At 37.6% G+C, this 20,217-nt stretch carries 20 protein-coding genes and 1 riboswitch; of the genes, 2 read left to right on the top strand and 18 right to left on the bottom strand.

Annotated elements, in window-relative coordinates:
* Window positions 1–11 precede the first annotated feature (11 nt).
* Window positions 12–1,022, bottom strand: a complete 1,011-nt coding sequence (locus tag LEGAS_RS07605; protein WP_180384635.1) for an NAD(P)/FAD-dependent oxidoreductase — start codon at window positions 1,020–1,022, stop codon at window positions 12–14.
* Between the two features lie 207 nt (window positions 1,023–1,229).
* On the opposite strand from LEGAS_RS07605, the gene LEGAS_RS07610 reads away from it, so the two are divergent.
* The gene (locus LEGAS_RS07610; protein WP_010017258.1) at window positions 1,230–2,189 is read left to right on the top strand and encodes a nucleoside hydrolase; all 960 of its coding nucleotides are present in this window, start codon (window positions 1,230–1,232) and stop codon (window positions 2,187–2,189) included.
* 72 nt (window positions 2,190–2,261) lie between these two features.
* On the opposite strand, the gene LEGAS_RS07615 is transcribed toward LEGAS_RS07610, so the two are convergent.
* The 6 genes from LEGAS_RS07615 to LEGAS_RS07640 all read right to left on the bottom strand — a co-directional run bounded on the left by LEGAS_RS07615 (window position 2,262) and on the right by LEGAS_RS07640 (window position 9,657).
* Window positions 2,262–2,918 (bottom strand): histidine phosphatase family protein, encoded by a 657-nt coding sequence (locus LEGAS_RS07615; RefSeq protein WP_013231871.1) that lies wholly within the window; start codon window positions 2,916–2,918, stop codon window positions 2,262–2,264.
* Window positions 2,919–2,994: 76 nt separating this feature from the next.
* Window positions 2,995–5,208 carry an alpha-galactosidase gene (locus tag LEGAS_RS07620; protein WP_013231872.1) on the bottom strand — a complete coding sequence of 738 codons (2,214 nt, stop codon included), beginning with the start codon at window positions 5,206–5,208 and terminating at the stop codon, window positions 2,995–2,997.
* Between the two features lie 217 nt (window positions 5,209–5,425).
* Complete coding sequence (locus LEGAS_RS07625) at window positions 5,426–6,424, bottom strand: LacI family DNA-binding transcriptional regulator (protein ID WP_010386871.1); 999 nt, start codon at window positions 6,422–6,424, stop codon at window positions 5,426–5,428.
* Window positions 6,425–6,495: 71 nt separating this feature from the next.
* Window positions 6,496–7,743 carry a glutamate-5-semialdehyde dehydrogenase gene (locus tag LEGAS_RS07630; protein ID WP_013231873.1) on the bottom strand — a complete coding sequence of 416 codons (1,248 nt, stop codon included), beginning with the start codon at window positions 7,741–7,743 and terminating at the stop codon, window positions 6,496–6,498.
* A 1-nt stretch (window position 7,744) separates the two neighbouring features.
* The gene (proB, locus tag LEGAS_RS07635) at window positions 7,745–8,560 is read right to left on the bottom strand and encodes a glutamate 5-kinase (protein WP_013231874.1); all 816 of its coding nucleotides are present in this window, start codon (window positions 8,558–8,560) and stop codon (window positions 7,745–7,747) included.
* Window positions 8,561–8,727: 167 nt separating this feature from the next.
* A complete protein-coding gene (locus LEGAS_RS07640) occupies window positions 8,728–9,657 on the bottom strand; it encodes an alpha/beta hydrolase (RefSeq protein WP_013231875.1) in 930 nt (309 codons plus the stop codon).
* Window positions 9,658–9,811: 154 nt separating this feature from the next.
* On the opposite strand from LEGAS_RS07640, the gene LEGAS_RS07645 reads away from it, so the two are divergent.
* Window positions 9,812–11,611: a M3 family oligoendopeptidase gene (locus LEGAS_RS07645; protein WP_013231876.1), complete on the top strand. Its 1,800-nt coding sequence runs from the start codon at window positions 9,812–9,814 to the stop codon at window positions 11,609–11,611.
* Window positions 11,612–11,696: 85 nt separating this feature from the next.
* Here the strand turns inward: LEGAS_RS07645 and LEGAS_RS07650 are convergent, their stop codons facing one another.
* The 11 genes from LEGAS_RS07650 to LEGAS_RS07700 all read right to left on the bottom strand — a co-directional run bounded on the left by LEGAS_RS07650 (window position 11,697) and on the right by LEGAS_RS07700 (window position 20,211).
* Window positions 11,697–12,533, bottom strand: coding sequence for a DUF368 domain-containing protein (locus LEGAS_RS07650; protein WP_010386882.1), 837 nt, complete (start codon window positions 12,531–12,533; stop codon window positions 11,697–11,699).
* A gap of 187 nt (window positions 12,534–12,720) precedes the next feature.
* The gene (locus tag LEGAS_RS07655; protein WP_013231877.1) at window positions 12,721–13,608 is read right to left on the bottom strand and encodes a DUF4097 family beta strand repeat-containing protein; all 888 of its coding nucleotides are present in this window, start codon (window positions 13,606–13,608) and stop codon (window positions 12,721–12,723) included.
* Entirely contained in the window at window positions 13,598–14,188 is a 591-nt protein-coding gene (locus LEGAS_RS07660) for a DUF1700 domain-containing protein (RefSeq protein WP_013231878.1), read from the bottom strand. The genes LEGAS_RS07655 and LEGAS_RS07660 overlap by 11 nt, the downstream gene beginning before the upstream one ends.
* Before the next feature lie 2 nt (window positions 14,189–14,190).
* A complete protein-coding gene (locus LEGAS_RS07665; protein ID WP_010386886.1) occupies window positions 14,191–14,496 on the bottom strand; it encodes a PadR family transcriptional regulator in 306 nt (101 codons plus the stop codon).
* Window positions 14,497–14,578: 82 nt separating this feature from the next.
* Complete coding sequence (gene thiE / locus LEGAS_RS07670) at window positions 14,579–15,214, bottom strand: thiamine phosphate synthase (protein ID WP_010386887.1); 636 nt, start codon at window positions 15,212–15,214, stop codon at window positions 14,579–14,581.
* Entirely contained in the window at window positions 15,204–16,037 is an 834-nt protein-coding gene (thiD, locus tag LEGAS_RS07675; protein ID WP_010386889.1) for a bifunctional hydroxymethylpyrimidine kinase/phosphomethylpyrimidine kinase, read from the bottom strand. Before thiD ends, thiE begins: the two co-directional genes overlap by 11 nt.
* The gene (gene thiM, locus LEGAS_RS07680) at window positions 16,030–16,806 is read right to left on the bottom strand and encodes a hydroxyethylthiazole kinase (protein ID WP_013231879.1); all 777 of its coding nucleotides are present in this window, start codon (window positions 16,804–16,806) and stop codon (window positions 16,030–16,032) included. Before thiM ends, thiD begins: the two co-directional genes overlap by 8 nt.
* A 120-nt stretch (window positions 16,807–16,926) precedes the next feature.
* A riboswitch (TPP riboswitch) is annotated at window positions 16,927–17,015 on the bottom strand.
* 53 nt (window positions 17,016–17,068) lie between these two features.
* Window positions 17,069–17,578 carry a hypothetical protein gene (locus LEGAS_RS07685; RefSeq protein WP_013231880.1) on the bottom strand — a complete coding sequence of 170 codons (510 nt, stop codon included), beginning with the start codon at window positions 17,576–17,578 and terminating at the stop codon, window positions 17,069–17,071.
* Window positions 17,575–17,871 (bottom strand): hypothetical protein, encoded by a 297-nt coding sequence (locus tag LEGAS_RS07690; RefSeq protein ID WP_010387097.1) that lies wholly within the window; start codon window positions 17,869–17,871, stop codon window positions 17,575–17,577. The genes LEGAS_RS07685 and LEGAS_RS07690 overlap by 4 nt, the downstream gene beginning before the upstream one ends.
* A gap of 34 nt (window positions 17,872–17,905) precedes the next feature.
* Complete coding sequence (locus tag LEGAS_RS07695) at window positions 17,906–19,060, bottom strand: vWA domain-containing protein (protein ID WP_013231881.1); 1,155 nt, start codon at window positions 19,058–19,060, stop codon at window positions 17,906–17,908.
* Window positions 19,057–20,211 (bottom strand): ATP-binding protein, encoded by a 1,155-nt coding sequence (locus tag LEGAS_RS07700; RefSeq protein WP_010387096.1) that lies wholly within the window; start codon window positions 20,209–20,211, stop codon window positions 19,057–19,059. The genes LEGAS_RS07695 and LEGAS_RS07700 overlap by 4 nt, the downstream gene beginning before the upstream one ends.
* Window positions 20,212–20,217 lie beyond the last annotated feature (6 nt).

Here is a 20,217-nt window from a genome sequence, read left to right on the forward strand (position 1 = left end):
TTAGTTTTTAATTAGCTTAGATGACCATTTTTTATAATCATAGAACTAGAATGACCTGGGCCACCACGTTTAGAATCAAATAAATTAACTGCGGCATTAATAGCAGTTGGTGCTTCTCCTAAGCCAACTGCTATTAAATCTGCTTTCCCAATGTAGTGACTCGCATCCCCAATTGCAAATACACCATCAATACTCGTTTGCAGTTGCTGATTGACTGCAAAAACCTGATTATCTTGTACTGGTTTAATGTCCCAAGACGCAACGGTTTGGTTCTTTGATATGAAACCATAATTAATAATTAAATCATCAACAGAAATGACAGTTTCATCATACGGATCCTTAACCGGCGCCAAAGTAACAGCCAATTTACCATTCTTTTGTTTATTAATTGCCACAATTTTTTTTGGTGTTTCCTTAATAACTGTACTGCTATTTAATGCGTTAACGCTTTGCTCCATCGCTCTAAACGTGTCCCGTCGATGAATAATTCGAGTTGATGCTGTCACGTCGTTCAACATCGTGGCCATATCAACAGCCGAATCACCACCACCAGCTATAGCAACATCATGATGCATAAAGTCTTGCTTGTTGGTCACAAAATAATGAACCCCCTGACCGACAAGTGAATCAGCACCATCTACTTGTATTTTGCGTGGTTCAAAAGATCCTTTCCCAGTTGTAAAAATCACCGTTTTAGCTTGAAAAGACGTACCATTGTCCGTCGTAATTGTGAATAACTCATTTTGTTTTTGCACGTTAGTCACAGTTGTATTCGTTTTAATCTCGACTGGAAATAACTGCAATTGTTGATATAATGAATCAATTAATTCTGAACCCTTAATACCCACAAATCCTGCAACATCTAGGATTACCTTTTCAGGATACAAGGCAGTCACTTGACCACCTAATGTGGGCAAACTTTCCACTAACACAGCTTTTGTATCACGTAGACCAGCATAAAAGGCAGCAAACATGCCTACCGGTCCGCCACCAATAATGGCTATATCATATAATTCCATAATGTTGTTGTATCAATGTCCAGTCCTCATCAGATGGGCACCTATACGTTTCCTTTCAGTCATAATTTTTTTACTTTAATTATTATACCTTTTTAACCCTAAGTATGTTGCTAATCGGTATAATAGAATTATCATACTTAATGGAGGAAACGTGTTGTTCAGCGCTAAAGTTTACAAAGTGATAGCGCGCTACACACTGATTTGAATAATATGGCTCAGAAAAAAATGATTCTTGACCTAGACACCGGTATTGATGATGCACTTGCACTTGCCTATGCTGTCGGGGATCCAAATGTTGACCTCATTGGAATTATATCAAGTTATGGCAACACATTGATTGAAACAGCAGCTCAAAACTCATTGAATTTGTTGCACTTGCTTGGTGCTAACAACGTGCCAGTTTTTATTGGTGAAAGTCATTCATCAACCACCGATCATTTTGATGTCATGCCTATTTCACAACTCATTCATGGCAAAAATGGTATTGGTGAAGTCGTATTAGAAACTGCACCACGTCATGTTGAAACACAATCTGGTGTTGATTTTCTGATTGCCGCTGCTCATCAATACGCAGATGATTTAATCTTTATTCCTACCGGCCCACTCACTAATTTGGCAACTGCCATCAAAAAAGATCCTGCAGTCGCAACACTAATTGGCAACACAACCTTGATGGGCGGTGCACTGACAGTTCCTGGCAACGTGACACCATTCACCGAAGCTAATATTCACCAAGACCCAGAAGACGCTGACTACGCCTTTACACGTCAAAAAAACTTAACGATGGTTGGTTTAGATGTCACATTGCGCACACTTTTAACTAAAAAAGAAACAGCAGCTTGGCGTGCCTTAAATACAACAGCTGCTACTAAATTTGCTGAATTAATGGATTTCTACATTGATGCTTATGCCAATCTTGGTATTGATAAAAAAGGCGCTGCATTACACGATCCTCTAGCCGTTGCTGTGGGTATCGACGCCAGTTACGTTACCACTTTACCTCTAGCGATGCATGTCACATATGACCAAAAAAGCGGTGATTATGGTCGCACAATCGGTGACAAAGACAAGCTACTTGTACCAACGACAACACAAGTAGCCGTCTTAGTGGATACCGACCGTTTTGTCTCTGATTTTCAAACAATGATGCTCTCTGTTTTGAATAATTGATTAATAAGTACCAGCAAAAATGCAGCCAAACGTAGTATTTCAATACGTTTGGCTGCATTTTATGATTGTTCTTCAAAAAATTGTTGTCACGTCATTAAAATTATCAACACTAAAACTACCATCTTTATCAAGGTTAAATACTGCTACTGCACCATTTTTTGGTCGATTAGCTGTTTTTAAATGGCCATATTGTTGTGCCAAATTCCAAATTAATTGTCCATGTGTGACTAATAGAACAGTCGCATTCTCATCATAATTTTGTTGTAAATTTGCCAAGGATTGTCGCATTCTCTGCCAAAAATCAGTTGCATTTTCGCCAAGATGATCCGGATCAACAGCATAAATTGTATCCATAATTTTAGTCATATCAGCCTGACGTGCCAGGTCATCTGGTGTTTGTGAGTCAATACCCAACGCATTAGACGCTGCGCCCCACATGACTGTATTTTCTCCACCTTCAAAACTACCAAAAAAGAATTCACGCCAATCCGGAGTATAAGTCAACTGTGGTCTTTTGTGATTGTTTTCAGCCAAAATAAACTCCGCAGTATGGATTGCCCGTGATGTGTCTGATGATAGCGCGACATCAAAAGGAATATTTTTTAAACGTTTCCCAGCTGCCACACCGTCTTGTTCCCCTTTTTTAGTTAACGGGGTATCTGCCCAACCTTGAACCTTATCAAGCATATTAAAAATTGTTTGTCCGTGACGAACTGCATAAATTTTCATGGCTTCTTCTCCCATATTTTAAACAATTGTAACACAATCTGATCATAATTTTTTAAACTTGCAAAACTTCGACTAACTACCTAGTGCATGATGCGATTGCTTTCAATACAGTGACTTCACTCGTAAAATCACCTTTTTGCAATGTGTCATATAGTCCAATGTTCATGAGTTCATCACCATAAAAGACATCACCAGTTGCGACATCCTCATATTTTTTTTCTGGATCTAAATTAGCCAACTGTGTCGTCGTAAATTCAGGTTGTGCTTCTGCTAGGCCGGCATACCGAAATAACATGACATCATTTTTATCTGCTGAGGTAAACTGCCACGCTGTTAAGTTACCTTCATACGGGCTCTTCAACCGTGTGAAATCACCATATTGTAGCAATTGACGATGTGCTTTATAAAATTTAATTTGATCAGACACGATTGCTTTTTCGTTATCGGTCATTTCAGTTAAGTTCAACTCATAACCGAACACACCAGCCATGGCAACATCGCCACGCATTTTCAAGCTCGTTGAACGACCAGTTTGATGATTAGGTGCTGCAGAAACATGCGCTGTCATACTTGAAATTGGAAATGCCAAACTTGTGCCATATTGAATCTTCAATCGTGCATAAGCATCTGTGTTATCAGAGGTCCATGATTGTGGCATATAGTACAAAATACCAGCATCAAATCGACCACCACCACCTGAACAACCTTCAAATAAAATTTCTGGATAGCGCATTGTCAAACGATTCATTAAATTATATAATCCCAAAATATAACGATGCGAAATTTCACCTTGCTGGGCAGCTGGATAAGCAGCTGAATAAATTTCGGTCATATTACGATTCATGTCCCATTTGATATAGTCCACATCAACTTTATCTAAAATCCTCACCATTTGATCGTAAACATTATCGACTATTTCTTCACGACTAAAGTCGAGTACAAATTGATTTCGTGATGGTGTCTTGCCACGGTTTGGTACTTGCAACGCATAATCAGGATGTTGACGATACAAATCTGAATCTTCTGAGATCATTTCCGGTTCAAACCACAAACCAAATTGCATCTTATTATTATGCACACGATTAGCCAAATCATGTAGCCCGCCTTTTAGCTTATTAGCATATTCAAACCAATCACCTAGACTTGAATTATCATCGTCTCGATGACCAAACCAACCATCATCAAGAACAAACATTTCTACGCCAAGTGGTGCTGCACTATCAATAATTGTTTGAATTTTATTTTCATCAAATTCGAAATATGTTGCCTCCCAATTGTTAATCACAATTGGCCGTTGTGAATATTGATGTTGACCACGCGCAACACGTTCGCGTAATAATTTCGCAAATGTTTCAGACATACCGTTCAAACCATTACTTGAATAAACCATCAAAACTTCTGGTGTTTCAAAAGCTTTTTGTGGCTGTAACTGCCAATCGAAATTATACTCATTAATGCCGATAACCACACGTGTTTGATCTTGATAATCACGTTCCAGTGTAAATTGGTGATTACCAGAATAAACCAATTGTAAGCCAATTGCATTACCCTGAAACTCTGTCGTGTGCTTATTAACTAAAGCAATAAACGGATTCATAAAATGTGAACTTGAACCACGGCGACTTTCAAATTGTGTTACACCATGTGCGACGTTTTGACGCTCAATTTGACGTTCACGAACATGAGCTCCTGGTAAACTAATCACTTCAAGATCTTGTTTCGGTAGATCCATTTGCATAGAGGCTAACTTTTCGATATTAAAAATGGTTTCTGAGCGATTCACAATACGTGAATGACGAGCAATAACCGAACGGTCTCTATAAATTGTATATGATAATTCAATTTCAGCATTGAGTGTTTCATCAGCCAACGTAATAATTAATGTTTGTGATTCATCATCATCTAATACATACGCATGTGGAAAATTGTCATCTGCGGGTTTGCCCGCAACAATTTTATAATCCACATATCGAAAATCTGTTGTGCGTGCACCATTTTCAGATTTCAGGATAACTGCTGGCACACGGTAATCACCTGTGTTATTCCCAGAAAATTCTTGTGGCAGCGTATCTTTAGAGTACTCACGATCCAACGACCCAGGTAAATTACCTGAAAAACCACGATCTAAACGAGGATATTTAAAATAACCAGTATAATTTTTTACTCGCTTACCAAAATACACATGACTTAAGATTTTACCCTCTTCAATTGCCAAAACATATGATATGTCCTTGTTTTTCAGATGAAATGACTGTGTGGTTTCATCAAATGTAATGAGCTTCTCTGCCATGATTTCTCCTCTAGTAAAATAATATAAGTAAACTATAAATTAAGTTTACTTTTTTATTTTAAAAATTGCAAGCGCTTTCATTAATAGACGACATCGTTGTTATGTGTCATATGTCGTGATACTGACATAAAAAGTCAATCCCGGCATAACCTACCGATAATTGACTATTTTTGGTTCCTGTTATTTAAATTTACAACTCACTCAATCAAATTTTGCCTTACTTAACAAACGTCTCTCTGTAAACAATATAGCTAGGGATAACTAACCATGTTGGCCAATTTCGTGTATTTGTTGAACGTTCTACAGCTTGTACTAACGCTGTTTGTCCGATTTCTTCTGCTGGAATGTGAACGGTTGTCAGAGATGGTGTCAAGTATTTCCCAATTTCAACATCATTAAAACTAGCAACCGCAATGTGATGCTCATTTTCTGACAATACTTTCAATACACCAACAGCTAAAGGATCACTGGCAACCAAAATAGAATCTATCTTTTCTTTTGAGTTTAACAATTCATTAGTTGCAGTAACCGCATCTGCTGTCTGCCACCCTGCCAAAACAGCACGTGGCACTAAATGCTTAGATTGCATCCAACTCTTATAAGCCGCATAACGTGTGTCGTCATCAACTGATACATAATGACCACTCAAATCCATCGATTCACGTTTGCCACCGACAAATGCGATGTCCCGATAGCCCGATGTCCAAAAAGCATTTAATAATTCAAACACTTTTTCTTTTAAATCAGTGGTTACGGCATCCACACCGTCAACATGAACAAGTCGATCATCAATTAAAACTAAGTTTGGATTTTTTAAGTAGAGTTCATGGATAGCATATTTTTCGATTGCACCAACAAAAATAACAGCCGCAAATTTAGAGACATCCAACGGTTCAGACAAATTTTGTAATCGAAAAATGTGACTTACTTTGACACCCTTTTTTTCAGATGCTTCATAAATACCACGCCAAATTTTACGATAATACTCGTCTACTTGCTCTTGTTCTGCCGATAACGTGGTTACTACTGCAATTGACTTTGTCCACTTGCGATTGGTTTGCAATTTTTCGGCGTTATATGCTAATTCATCAGCAATTTGCACAACACGTTGTCGAGTGGTAACTGCTACAGATAGTGTATTATCCTCATTCAATATGCGGGAAACTGTGCCCGCTGAAACACCAGCTTTTTGGGCAATTTCTCTAATAGTCGTCATATCTCATCTCCCAATTTTATATTAAAAACTGGCACCCTGATATCTGTGTTTTAATGTACCTGTCAAGATTATCATGATCTGATTTGACCGTCACCAAAAACTTCATACTTAATGGTAGTCAACGCTGGTAATCCCATTGGTCCACGTGCATGTAATTTTTGTGTTGAAATACCAATTTCAGCCCCAAATCCAAATTCAAAACCATCTGTAAAACGACTAGATGCATTTTGATATACAACCGCCGCATCAACGTCATTCATAAATTTAACAACATTTTCAGTTGTCTCACTAATAATTGTCTCAGAATGATGTGTGGTATGCGTATTAATCCAATCAATTGCCGCGTCAGTATCTGCAACTATTTTGATACTCATGATGAGATCATTATATTCTGTATCCCAATCCAGATCTTCAGCTGGTAAAATACGTGATTCAATTTGACGACTGGCCTCATCACCACGCAGTTCAACATGAGAAGCCATTAATTTTGCTCCAATTTTGGGTAAAAATTCTACAGCAATACTTTCATGGATCAGTAGTTTTTCAGCTGAGTTACATACTGAAGGTTTTTGCGTCTTCGCATTATGAATAATACGGATAGCTTCCTCTTGATCAGCAGATGCATCAACAAAAATATGTGTATTTCCTGCACCAGTTTCAATCACTGGTACTGTCGCGTTAGCCACAACAAAATCAATAAATTTAGCTGAACCACGTGGAATCAAAACATCAATAAACGCTCTCATGTGCAACAACGTATTAACTGATTCATGGGAAGTATCCGTTATCAGTTGAATAATATCAGGATTGAGCTGATTATTAGTTAAAACTTGTCGTAAAATTTTTGCCAAAATGGCATTACTATGACTTGCTTCTTTGCCACCACGTAAAATAACCGCATTACCTGATTTTAATGTCAGTGCTGCCGCATCAACTGTCACATTTGGACGCGCTTCAAATACCATTGCTACAACACCAAGTGGTACAATTTTTTTAATAATTTTCAAATCTACATGCGTACGCCACTCATCATAAGGTCCAGCTAGTGGATCAGGCAGTTCAGCTACCGCCCGCAAGGAGTTTGCAATTTCTTGAATGGCAGCTGCATTCAATTTTAAACGTTTTTGCATTGGACCACTCAACGTTTGTTCATGTTCTGACAAATCCTTTTGATTAGCTATTATAATATCTTTTTGTTGGTTCAATAATGCCTGTGCCATTTCTTGCAATAGTGCATTACGCTTTTCAAGTGATAGCATTGCCACTTGATTCGTGACGTTTTTTGCGCGTTGACCCATTTCTTGTACACTTAATACCATATTACACTCCTTTAAATAAAGTACCCATTTTTTTGCCAGCTACAACATCTAAAATCGTAGCAGGATTTTTACCATTAATTAATATCATTTGGCGTTGCTTTGAAATCAAATATTCAGCAGCATAAAGTTTTGTCGCCATGCCACCGGTTCCTAAATCTGATGAGCCACTAGCACTAGCCATTAATTCTGGCGTTACTTGCGTGACAAGTGGTATTTTTTTAGCAGTTGGATTGACATAAGGGTTGTCAGTATATAACGCGTCGATATCACTTAATACAATGAGACCATCAGCGTTTGTTTCATGTGTGACAATAGCTGCTAAGCGATCATTATCACCAAATGAATGTTGATGATCTAACTCGTCAACGGCAATAACATCATTTTCGTTAATAATTGGAATCACATGTTGTGCTAGCATAGCTTCAATCGCGTCAATTGTATGCTGTAGCATCTGCTTATTATTAAAAACATCATAAGTTAATAATACTTGTCCAACATGCTGTTGATAGAAAGCAAAACTTTGATTATAGATAGCCATCAAATAACTTTGACCAATAGCTGCCAATGCTTGTTGCGCCGGTATATCTGTTGGTCTTTTCACCATTTTCATCTGTTGCAACGCGACACCAATCGCCCCTGAAGTAACAAGAATAATGTCATATCCTGATTTTTGTAATTGTGTCAGTGTTTGTGACAAACGATTAATCACTGGATATTTAATCTCACCTGATGCATCAACAATCGTGCTAGTACCGACCTTAATCACTATACGGCGCCAATCATTGGCAGCACTACTTTTTTCTGACACTACCTGCATAATTTTTTCTTCCAAATTCTCTATGACATTAATGTCAATTCATTATTAAAAAAACGTGACATAAACTGGTGTTTAATGATTCCCTCATTTAATATCCATTATTATATCATGAAAAGTACGCCTATAAACAAGAGACAATTTCATTTAAATCATTCCTTTTATTACAATTATTTATCATATTGGTTCAAAAAAGATTGGATTTTATAACGGTATTCAATGGGGTGATCGTGGAAAGTTTGCACATGTTCTGATCCCGCACCAATCCATAACTGTTTTGGTGCGTTTAGGGCATGATATAAAGAATAGACCATTTTAGTCGGCACGAAAGTATCCGCACTACCATGTATAAAAAATGTTGGTCGCGAACTTTTAGCCACTTGTTTTAACGGACTTGCTTCCCCATAAAAATAGCCTGCACGGACTTTTGAAATGCCTGAAGTAATATTAACAAGTGGGAACCAAGGTAAATTATACATATTACCCGCTTCATGTTTTGTTTCTTCTAATAGACTTGTATATGACGAGTCAGCAATAATTGCCTTAACTTGTGACGGCAAATCTGATTCCCCCGAAACTGATAAGACAGTCGCAGCACCCATGCTCATACCATACATGATAATATCTGAATTTTTGCCATTAGTCTCAATAATTTGGTTTAACCATTGACTATAATCACGTCGATCAAGCCAACCATAACCGATGATGTTTCCTTGTGAATCACCATGTGCACGATTATCTGGGATGAGAACATTATAGCCAAGATCATGAAAAAGTTCACCATAAATAGCCATAGTTGTTTTATTATTATGCCAACCATGTGCCAAAATGGCCGTTTTATTTGTTTTTTTGTCTGCGGCCACATACCATGCGTCTAACTTTAACCCATCTTTGGTTGTTTCATGCCATGTTTGTTTGTCTCGTGCTAAAAATTTATGCTCATATTGGTAGAGCGGATTAGTTTTTGTGCGCAAGACGTCTGGTTGATTGGCTTTTGGATCACGTACTTGAGCAACATGAAAAAAATACATGCCTGCCACAAGTAAAATCATAGCAATGATTATAATAACGCAAATCACCCATTTGACTAAGTTGTGCATATTCGTTTACCCCTTAAAATAATAATTTTACACCACCTCAAGAATTGTAGCAACAAAACCGACTGCCGACTATCATTATAAAAATTTCATTTCATTGCAATTGTCAAACCATAAATAATGGTATACTTAAAAGAAAAATAAAAAAGGATAACTTATGACTTATTCACAAAACTGGGATTTGGATAGTATTTACCCTGGCGGTATCAATTCACCTCAACTAGCACAAAAATATCAATTGGTTGGCGACCAGATTAAAAATTTTGACCAACAAGTTATGTCATCTGAACCAACATCAGAAAAAATTGCTGATCTGGCTGATTTAGCACAAACTATTGGCTCAGGTTTAGGTACTATCAGTATTTTTATCAACGGTTTAGCATCTGTCGACTATGGTAACAGCGTCTATGGCCCACAGTTTAATAAACTCGGTAAACTATTTGTTGACTTCTCAGTACCCTTGAATAAATTTCAAAAATTACTCTTATCCTTAGATGAGTCGTCATTCGCACAAGCGCTCACATCACCTCGTCTTGAACAAATTGCTTTTTACCTCACAGAATTACGAACTGATGCCAAACGACTACTCGATGATGCAACTGAAGCTTTAATTAATCAATTTGACTTAGACGGTCAACAAGCTTGGTCACAGCATTACGATACTATTTCTGCCTCTCTATCAATGAACTACACTGATTCTGAAGACAGTAAAACCCGTCATATTTCCGCTGGACAAGCCCTAAACATGTTGGATGGTGAACCCAATAACGACACGCGTGCTAATATCATGAGCAACTATGAAAAAATGTGGGGAAATGCTGAAAATTTAACGGCCGACACACTCAATCATTTAGCTGGTTTTCGTTTAACAAATCAAAATGCCCATGGTCGGCAATCCCATTTGGAACAACCGCTTGAAATGAATCGTATGTCTCAAGCCACTTTAGACACAATGTGGCGTGTTGTTGACGCTAACAAATCTATGTTTAAACCTTACTTTGACCGTAAGAAACAGTTACTTGGTTTAAAAGAAATGGGTTGGCAAGATCAGGTTGCTCCGTTAACACATATTGGTGATTATCAGCCAAAAGAAGTATCATACGATGATGCTGCAGCCTTCATCATTGAACAATTTGGCAAGTTTTCACCAAAAATGGCCAAATTTGCTAGAAAGGCCTTTGAAAATAACTGGATTGAATCAGAAAATCGACCAGGTAAGCAGCCTGGAGGCTATATGGAATCTGTCCCTGATTTACATGAATCTCGTATTTTCTTAACTTACACAGGTTCTGTTAATGATGCTGCGACTATTGCTCATGAACTTGGTCATGCTTTCCATTCAGCACAATTAACTGATTTACCGTTATGGCGAGACGCTTATGCAATGAACGTTGCGGAAACTGCTTCAACGTTTGCTGAACTCATTGTCAATGATGCTAATGTTTCCGGTGCTAAATCTGACGCCGAAAAATTAGTATTACTTGATGCCAAAATGACAAATCCGATTGCCATGTTTTTAAATATACACGCACGTTTTTTGTTTGAAGATGCTTTTTACACTGAACGCAAAAATGGTGTTGTAACACCACAACGATTGAACGAACTCATGAACGAAGCACAAAAAAATGCGTTTGATGGTATTCTTGATGTGCGCCATCCACATTTTTGGTCCTCTAAACTTCACTTTTTCATTGATTCTGTGCCTTTTTATAACTTTCCATACACATTTGGTTATTTATTTTCAGCGGGCATATATGCCCAAGCACAAAAAGATGGTGCTGGCTTTGAAGATAAATATATTGCTTTGCTTCGTGATACAGCAAATATGACATCTGAGGCACTGGCTCAAAAGCATCTCAATGTTGACCTCACGCAACCTGACTTTTGGCAGGCCGGTGCTGATCTCATTCAATCAGATATTAATGAATTTTTAAGCTTATCCGAACAATTTATTTAATTTTCAAACCGTAACCTAAAACGAGCTGCACAGGACACAATCACTATATTGTGTGTTGCACAGCTCGTTTTTTAAAGGTTATTTTTTATTTATACTTTTGTTCTAAATGACTCATCCAATAACCTAACCATACACCAATTGCAAACAAAAAAGTACTAATCAGCATACTCACAACTGTAAAACCTGAATAGTCAGCCACTGGTGGGATAACAATCAATAGTGTTGACACAACAACAATACCGAGAATAAAATGGTAAACTTTCGCATGAAAATTTTGTAGTAAATAATGCATAATTTTTGAAAAAAGCACGAGCGTTATTAAGCCACCTATCGCCATTGATATAAAAACACTAAGATCAACACTTTTAAATCCTTTAATCATCGGATCAAATAATCCCAGATAAAGTAATAAATTCGATGGACTCAACCCAGGCACGATAATACCTAACGCAATTAAGCCACCCGCCAATAACCACGAGAAAAAATTCACTGGCATCTCACCAAAAATTGCTGTCATATTATACAAAAATAAACCACCAAAAACTATCGTACCAACAAAAATGTACCAATCGGATCGTTGACGCCCTTCTTTAGCACTCTCTCTAAATAATGACGGTAATGTACCGACAATTGCACCTGCAAATCCCCACAAAATAATCGCTTTATAGGTTGTTAATAGATATTCTAATGGATTACTTAATAAAATAATACCTACAATGCCGCCTAGTCCTACTGGTACGAAATACCAGAAGTCGCGTTTAAAATTTTGACGCATATGTGCCATAAAATCAAGCATACGTTCATAAAGACCAAGTATGGCCGCCAAAACACCACCAGATACACCGGGTAAAATAAATCCTAAAGCAATAAAAATACCCTTGATAAAGCGTGTTAACCAATTTTTAATACTATCATTTTTCATAATTTCCTACATTCCAATTAGTTCAGGAACCCAACAGAATTTCTATATAATTAGAAATTAATTCTAGCCAAGTTCCAAAATTTTAATGCTTAAGCTACTTTTATGCATCCTTAACTGTTGTCCGCGCTTAAGGTTTAGTCACCGATAACTTTTAATTTTTTGATTATAACAGATAGTCATTTCGATATTATTTAATTTTAATATCGCCATTTTGATTCTGAATAGCCAGAGCAATATCTTCCCGTTGTTTCCTTGTTAAATTCGATGATATTTCAACATCACCATTATTATTGTGCGTCAAAAATGTGGGTAACTCTGTTGTTTCTATGACAATATCACCATTTTGATTGCGTATGTGCCCGCCAGTTTCAATTTTGCTATGTTCAACATCTACATCGCCATTTTTCAAATCAGCTTCAAGTATTTTCACCGAACTACCAGTCAACTTGAAATCATCATTATTTGACTGGACCCTTAACTTGTTAATGGTTACATTGTGTAGATTAGCCGCTGCATTTTTCACGTCAACCATTGCGTTTTGTGCTGTCACGCGAACGAGATTCACATCATCATTATTTGACCTGACATTAATTGTATTAGCATTAACATCCGACACTGTCACCTCAGAGTTTTCTTGTGTAATGCCAATTGCATTAAGATGTACATGACTGGGTACGGTAATCGTCAATCTTGGCGAATTGTCATGATACAATTCACGCCAGTCAAAGTTGAAAATAGAATGATCACCTGTTGGCTTTTCTATTTTCAACTCACCATTTGAAAAACTAATTTTTGCTTTATTTTCACTTTCAGCTTGCGTCTCTGTTACCGAAAACGTTTCTCCTCGCTGAACATAGATGTCCGTATCTGTAGCGTCTATCGCAATTTTTTGAATATCTTGTGTATTTCTAGGTAACTGCTGAGATAAATCATAATCTTTAACAGATTCTCTTTTTTGATAAGAGAATCCATTATGCCAAATAACCCTTCCCGGTTTTTCAATCAACATTGTTGAAGTTGCCATGGCAACCCCAACTACCAATAAGGACCAACCAATAATCGTTTTACGCTTCATAATTTGCTCCTTTTTTTATAAATCGCCGACCAATGGCTTTAATTAAGTTGATTAGGCCATTAAAGCACGCACGCATAAATGATACCATCAGTGGTCCAATTAATAATAGAACCCCAATTGCAGCGATTCCGACACCAATGAAGAAAATACCACCACTCAGTGAGTTAAACACAATTGCAACACCGGTAATAATACTAACTATCGCTGTTATGAGTATTGCCACGACAATTGAAATTATCGTCAATACCATACCAAATACAGTGGCTAATGCTGAAACTAATAATGCTACCATTATCAAGGCGACCGGTAATATAACTGGTGATGCCAACAACCCCAAAATAACCACCCAAATCATACGCAATTGTTGTTTTGGCTTAATCTCTGATTCATCATCAGCATCCATATAAAAATCAGCAATTAAACGACGTGCAAATTGTTTTGGTGTCCCAAATTGTTTACGTGCAGCTGAATTACTTAAATTAGCCTCAGTAAAGTATTCATCATAGTATGCCATCGTTTCGTCACGTTCATCACGTGGCAATGCATGTAAGTGCGCCTCTAATTCATTTAAGTAACTCATATTTATTCTCCTAAAATTGCGTTAATACCTGCGGAAAAATCTTGCCAAGCATTTTTAATTTCTCTCAAATGTTCACGACCATTATCAGTTAATTGATAATATTTTCGCGTGCGTCCTTCAAAAGGTTCACTGTAGGTGGTTAGCTCGCCACCCTTTTCCAACCGACGTAAAACAGGATACATCGTTGATTCTGAAACAATCACATGTTGTTTTACTTTTTTAGTCAGTGCATAACCGTATAAGTCTTGCTTATCTAAAATAGCCAAAACCGTGCCATCAAGTAACACTGTTGGTGTTTGTATCATCATATTATAACCTCTTGTATACTATTTTCAATATAGTATATATTATACGCAAAATAGTATTGTTTTTCAACAAAAAAAACAGCAATTATAATTGCTGCCAATACTTTAATACATTCTCAATATTCGAACTGTCACTAATCATACTAATCACTGCAGCACCATCAACATCTGTTGCTAACACTGTCGCTAAATTATCCTGACTAATACCACCAATCGCAACCGTTGGCCAGCGACTTTGTTCGACTAATCTCTCAAGCGCTATCAAACCAATTGCTGGTTTAGCATCTGCTTTACTTTTAGTTTCAAATACTGGTCCAATACCAATATTATCAATACCAGAAAGTAATGAAATACGTTCATACTCTGCTTGAGTAGATACTGACACACCAACAAACATGCCATGACTTGCTACAATGTTAGCCGCAATATTACCATCTCCCTGCCCAAAGTGCACCCCATCTGCGTGCACAATATGCGCTAAAACAATATCATCATCTATAACAAAGGGCACGTGATAGGCTGAGGTAAGCTCTCGCACTCGTTGTGCTACACGTAATTTATTAGCGCCAACCAAGGACCCAAAACCTTTTTCACGGTATTGAAACAAGGTAATACCGTTGCTCAACGCCTCCTCCAGTACTTTGTAAAACATGCGTTCATCTGTCACATTTTGCGTGCCTAGTATAAAGTATCGTGCTAACATTGCGCGATTAAATATCATTTATAACCTCCGGTTGATTTTCTGTTGTAATAACTGCCAGATGATTTAATGGGCCATGGCCATGGCCCACTTGTATCCCATCTCGAATAGTTGCATCAACATAAGCTTTGCTTTTTATAACAGCAGTTTTCATATCCAATCCGAGCGTCAATTGTGCTGTGATAGCAGCCGAAAGTGTGTCACCTGTTCCATGGGTTCTTTCAGTGTCAACTCGCTGACTTTTCAACCAAAAATGACGCCCATCAGCAAGTAACACAAAATCATACACCGCTAGTTCACTACCATGACCACCCTTGAGTAGGACATTTTTAGCACCCAATAATTGTAATTTATATGCTGCTATTTTGACATCTTCATGTGTTTGAATTGTCATTTCTGTTAGCACTTCAGCCTCTGGTATATTTGGTGTCACCATAGTCGCAAGTGGTAATAATTGCGTTTTTAATGCCAAAATTGCCTCATCACGCAATAGCTTTGCTCCGCCTTTGGCGACCATAACAGGATCTAAAATATAGCTGCCAAAATTATAGGTTTGTAGCGCTTTTGCAACAGTGTTCACAGTTTGAGCGTCACCTAACATACCCGTTTTGACTGCAGAAATAGACAAATCATCAGCAATTGACTGTATCTGTTGTGTAATGACTGTAGGTGGTATCATTTGAACTTCTTGAACACCACGCGTATTCTGTGCAGTAACGGATACAATGACATTACCGCCATAGACACCTTGTGCCATAAATGTTTTCAAATCAGCCGAAACGCCAGCACCACCGCTAGAATCCGTCCCAGCAATTGTCAAAGCTTGCGGTGTGTCATTAATCATGAATCCCACCACCATTAATAAATGCATCAAGTTCGTTTTCTGATAACAAGTAGAGTTCATCTAATAACTGATTAACAAAATAACCAGGTGTTTTTACTTTTTTACTTGCTTTTACGCCAGCTAATTTCATTGTTGCCATCGCTCTCATTGTATTCTCAATTGAGATACCATCACCATTATAGGTACCAATTAAAGCAGAAAGTGCATCACCTGTCCCAACATTTGTTGCCAAAAGGGGCACATCAACGTCAATCGTTAGCGTTGTGTGGCCATCACTAATAACATCTTGTTTACCACTTAAAGCAATAATTGCACCTGTCTTTTCGGCTGCCAATAATGCAATTTTTCTAACATCCCCATTACCAGTTGCATCAATCCCTTGACTGGAAAAATCAACACCAGCAAACCAAGCAATTTCAGCTGCATTGCCGCGAATAATATCAATTTGTGCATCTGCCATAAGTGCTACCACTGGCAAGCTTCGTGAGGGTATACCCACTGCCACTGGATCCAAAACGACAACTTTACCGGCTTGATTTGCTAATTGCGCTAGCTTAATGGTTTCAAGTAATTCCGAACGCCGCCATGTACCGCTGTTGATAACCACAGCATCACTTGCAGCAACTAAATCTGGAAATTCCTCTAACTCACGTGCCATAATAGGTGATCCACCAATGACATTGACAACATTAGCAACAAATTGTGGTGTCACATAGTTTGCATAATTGAATACGAGCGGCTTTTTATCTTTTATTTCTGATAACTTCATAAATTTTCTCCCTGTCATGTCTGGTTTTACAATATTAAGGCAATAGAAAAACCGTTGCTTGAATTCACAAAAGGAAATCAATCAACGGCTACAAAAATAGGCACAAAATGCTTAAAATTAGTATTCGAAAATGTATCTCCCTTCGCACGCATTACCGTGATCAGGTTCAATGGGTGTTTCTCAGCCAAATGGCACCCCAGACATATCTATTTAGTTTATGAGTTCATTGTAGCTTAGAATAACCAATTATGCAAGATACGAGTTATCCCCACCATGTTTTGTCATCAAAATCACGCATTTGATGTGTCAATGATAACTGTTGCGCAGAGTTAACATGAATATAACTGGTTGTGTAAGGATTTTTCATGAGTTTTTTCATTTGATTAAATTTATCACTATTTAAAAAAGATCCTAACGCCTTGTGATCAGGCCAAAAACTCCACAACATATAGTCTGATTTGCCATTACTGTTTTGTGCAAGAATGGCATTTTCAGGTACAAGTTGTGCGATTAGTTCATCATTTCTATCCTTAGTTTGAAATGCAATTTGATGAATAACATCACCACTTAAATGACCGACTGTCACTATGCTATTAAATAACATCGGCCGTTTAAAATGGTTCACCATGTCAGGCGCACCAATAATTAATACATTCGTCCCTGCTAATTGTGATTCTTTACCCAAATAGAAGAATTTATCTGGATTTAAAGTCTGTAATGCTAACAATTCTGCAGGTGCTTGTTCAGGTGCTAATATTAAATTAATTTTCATAAGAAAGGCTCCTCTAATAATTTCACAACATCCGGTGATAACCGAGATGAATTATTTCTAATAAATTTTTTGACACCGGCAAACGTTACCAAATCAATCGTTGTTGGTACCGCTTTTACTTGATTTAAGTGTCTTGCAAAAGTAATGTCGGATAACGTCATCATGTTGACACCCCAACCTTCAGGTAATAATAATGATTCCCATTCATCCTTAAGCACTGCTTCTGCACGTTTGAAACGCATATCTTTATTAATAAAACTACGTAGATCATTTGGTTGTAATTTATCATTCATAGCAAAATTAATTAACGTACTCCTTTCTAAAGCACTATACAACCACAACCTTACCAAATGGTTGGCTAATACTCAATTTTTTACCTTGTGGTAACAACCAATAAACTTGTTTAAATGCCGTTTGTACCTCATCTTCTTCCCCATCACCATCTGTTAAAATGACCACAATTGTTTGTTTTGGATTAAATTTTTGATCAATTAATGCACTGAAAATACTTTTAAAAGTTGTTCCACCACCAGTATGACGCACCCAATCTTTGATTTTTTTTATAGCATACACTTGTGTATCAAAAGAAAAAACATGCACCTCAGCATCAAACTGTCTCGTTAACGCTATAACATTTGCCACCATCAGACCAGCTTGTTGATCAGAAATTGATGCTGAATTATCAATAAAAACAACCAGTTGCGCATTAAAAACACTTATTTCGCCAGTTAGGTCTAATCGATAGGCCTGTCTTCGGTTAAACCTAGCACGTGATTCACGTCTTTTATTTGGCTGTTGGCTTAATCCAGTGCGTATAATCGCACGCCAATTTCGATGGGGCGCGATGACTTCATCAATATGCTTACGAACTGCAAGTGATAGTTGTCCGCGACCTGAATGCTTGGCATCCTCAGTTGCTTTTTTAAGAATCATATCAAGCGCTGCTTTAGCTTCATCTAAAGCCCCGTTAACACTAGACCAACCACTATGACTGTCCAACTGATTATCGCCACGCGACGGCACTTGATCTAAAAATTCTGCCAAGCGCGCAATGTACACTGCTGAATCCTCTTGATCTGGTAACATTTTGCCATACATCTCAAAAATTGTTTGCAACGTCATGGCACCAGGTAATTCACCTAACTGATCTGGCAAATACTGATTGACAGCAAGGTCTGTTCCTAAATCAATCAGTGGCTCATGTTGTTTGGCATAACGTAATGGATGTTGCCAAATGACATGGAGAGCTTCATGCGCCAAAGCCAACGCAATTTGATTATGATTAGTAAACAGATGCGTTAATATATTTGGGTTGATCACTAAAAACCAGCGGTGGTTGTGCCACTTAAGTGCCAAAGCATGGTCTAAGTTCAGGTCCTTTTCACGATCTAAATTCATCACAATGCTGCCATATAATGGTGATTCATCCAACAACGTCTTAATCCCATCAACAATTAAATTGTTTTTTTCATTGTCATTCATCGTGTAGCAATGTCCATAATTTGTTGATACAAAACATTAGCATAATGCGCATCAGAAACGTATAAATCATCTAAAATGGGTGCGCTAGTCATTTGCTTTACAAGCGCATACTGACCATCTGGTGCCAGCAAATTTAATAACTGACTAAATCGACTAGCATGATTATCCAAGACAATATCAGCCGTTAAAAGTAAAGTTTTCATCACCGTTAATTTTTGAATTTCAGGCATGTCTTGAAATTTTTGGCGGATTTCATTTGGTAATCTTGGCCCATCAGGATGTGTTTCAAACACATCGACTGCTGTCAAACTCGCCGTTTGTTGCTGCACGTAACTCATGAATTGTGTCGCAACCAGTTGTCCTAAATCACCAGCCACTAGGTCAAATAGCAAGTCATTTTGATCCTTAACCGGTAATAACTCCAATTCAAATAAATTATCTGATACGCGTTGCCAAGCACGAGGGGTGGGATTCAAGTCTGCCCCGCGCGTGTCTGGATAGAGTAATTCAGCATTTTCAGCAATAAACTGACGTACTATTGTGTGAATATTTTGACGTTTATTATCACTTTGACCCGCCCATGTTAACCAACCACTGACTGATACAGACATCACTAAGCGTGTGGTACGATCTTTGATTGCCGCATCCGATGTTTGCACAGCATAATCTGAATTCTCAAATCCAGACATCGAATCATCTGGATTTTCGGCTAAAATAAGATTCACATTATCTGGTAAAGTTAAATCATTAATTTGACGCTGCAACACTAAATTCATGAGTTCGCCTTGAACTGCTTGTGAGCCCCGATTAAATTCATCTAAAAACCAAATAATCGGTTGTTTCGGTGCTAATTCTGCTTGTTGAATAATTTGAATCAATGTATGTGTATAACCAAACTTCACATCGGCTAATCGACCATAATTTTTCGTCATCAAAAAAGCTGATTCTGTTAGAGGTGGTATTGGAATAGCCAAATCACCCTTTTCTGACAAAGATACCACCGTTGTAAATAACTTGGCATGTAATTTTTTTGCAACATCACATACCAAAGCTGATTTTCCTATGCCTGCTTCACCAACAATAGTTGGTACATTTCCGCCACGTAAAACTAATGGTACGGCAGTTAATAATTGTTGATATGATAATGACATTTATAC

It is taken from the genome of Leuconostoc gasicomitatum LMG 18811, from assembly GCF_000196855.1.
Lineage (GTDB): Bacteria > Bacillota > Bacilli > Lactobacillales > Lactobacillaceae > Leuconostoc > Leuconostoc gasicomitatum.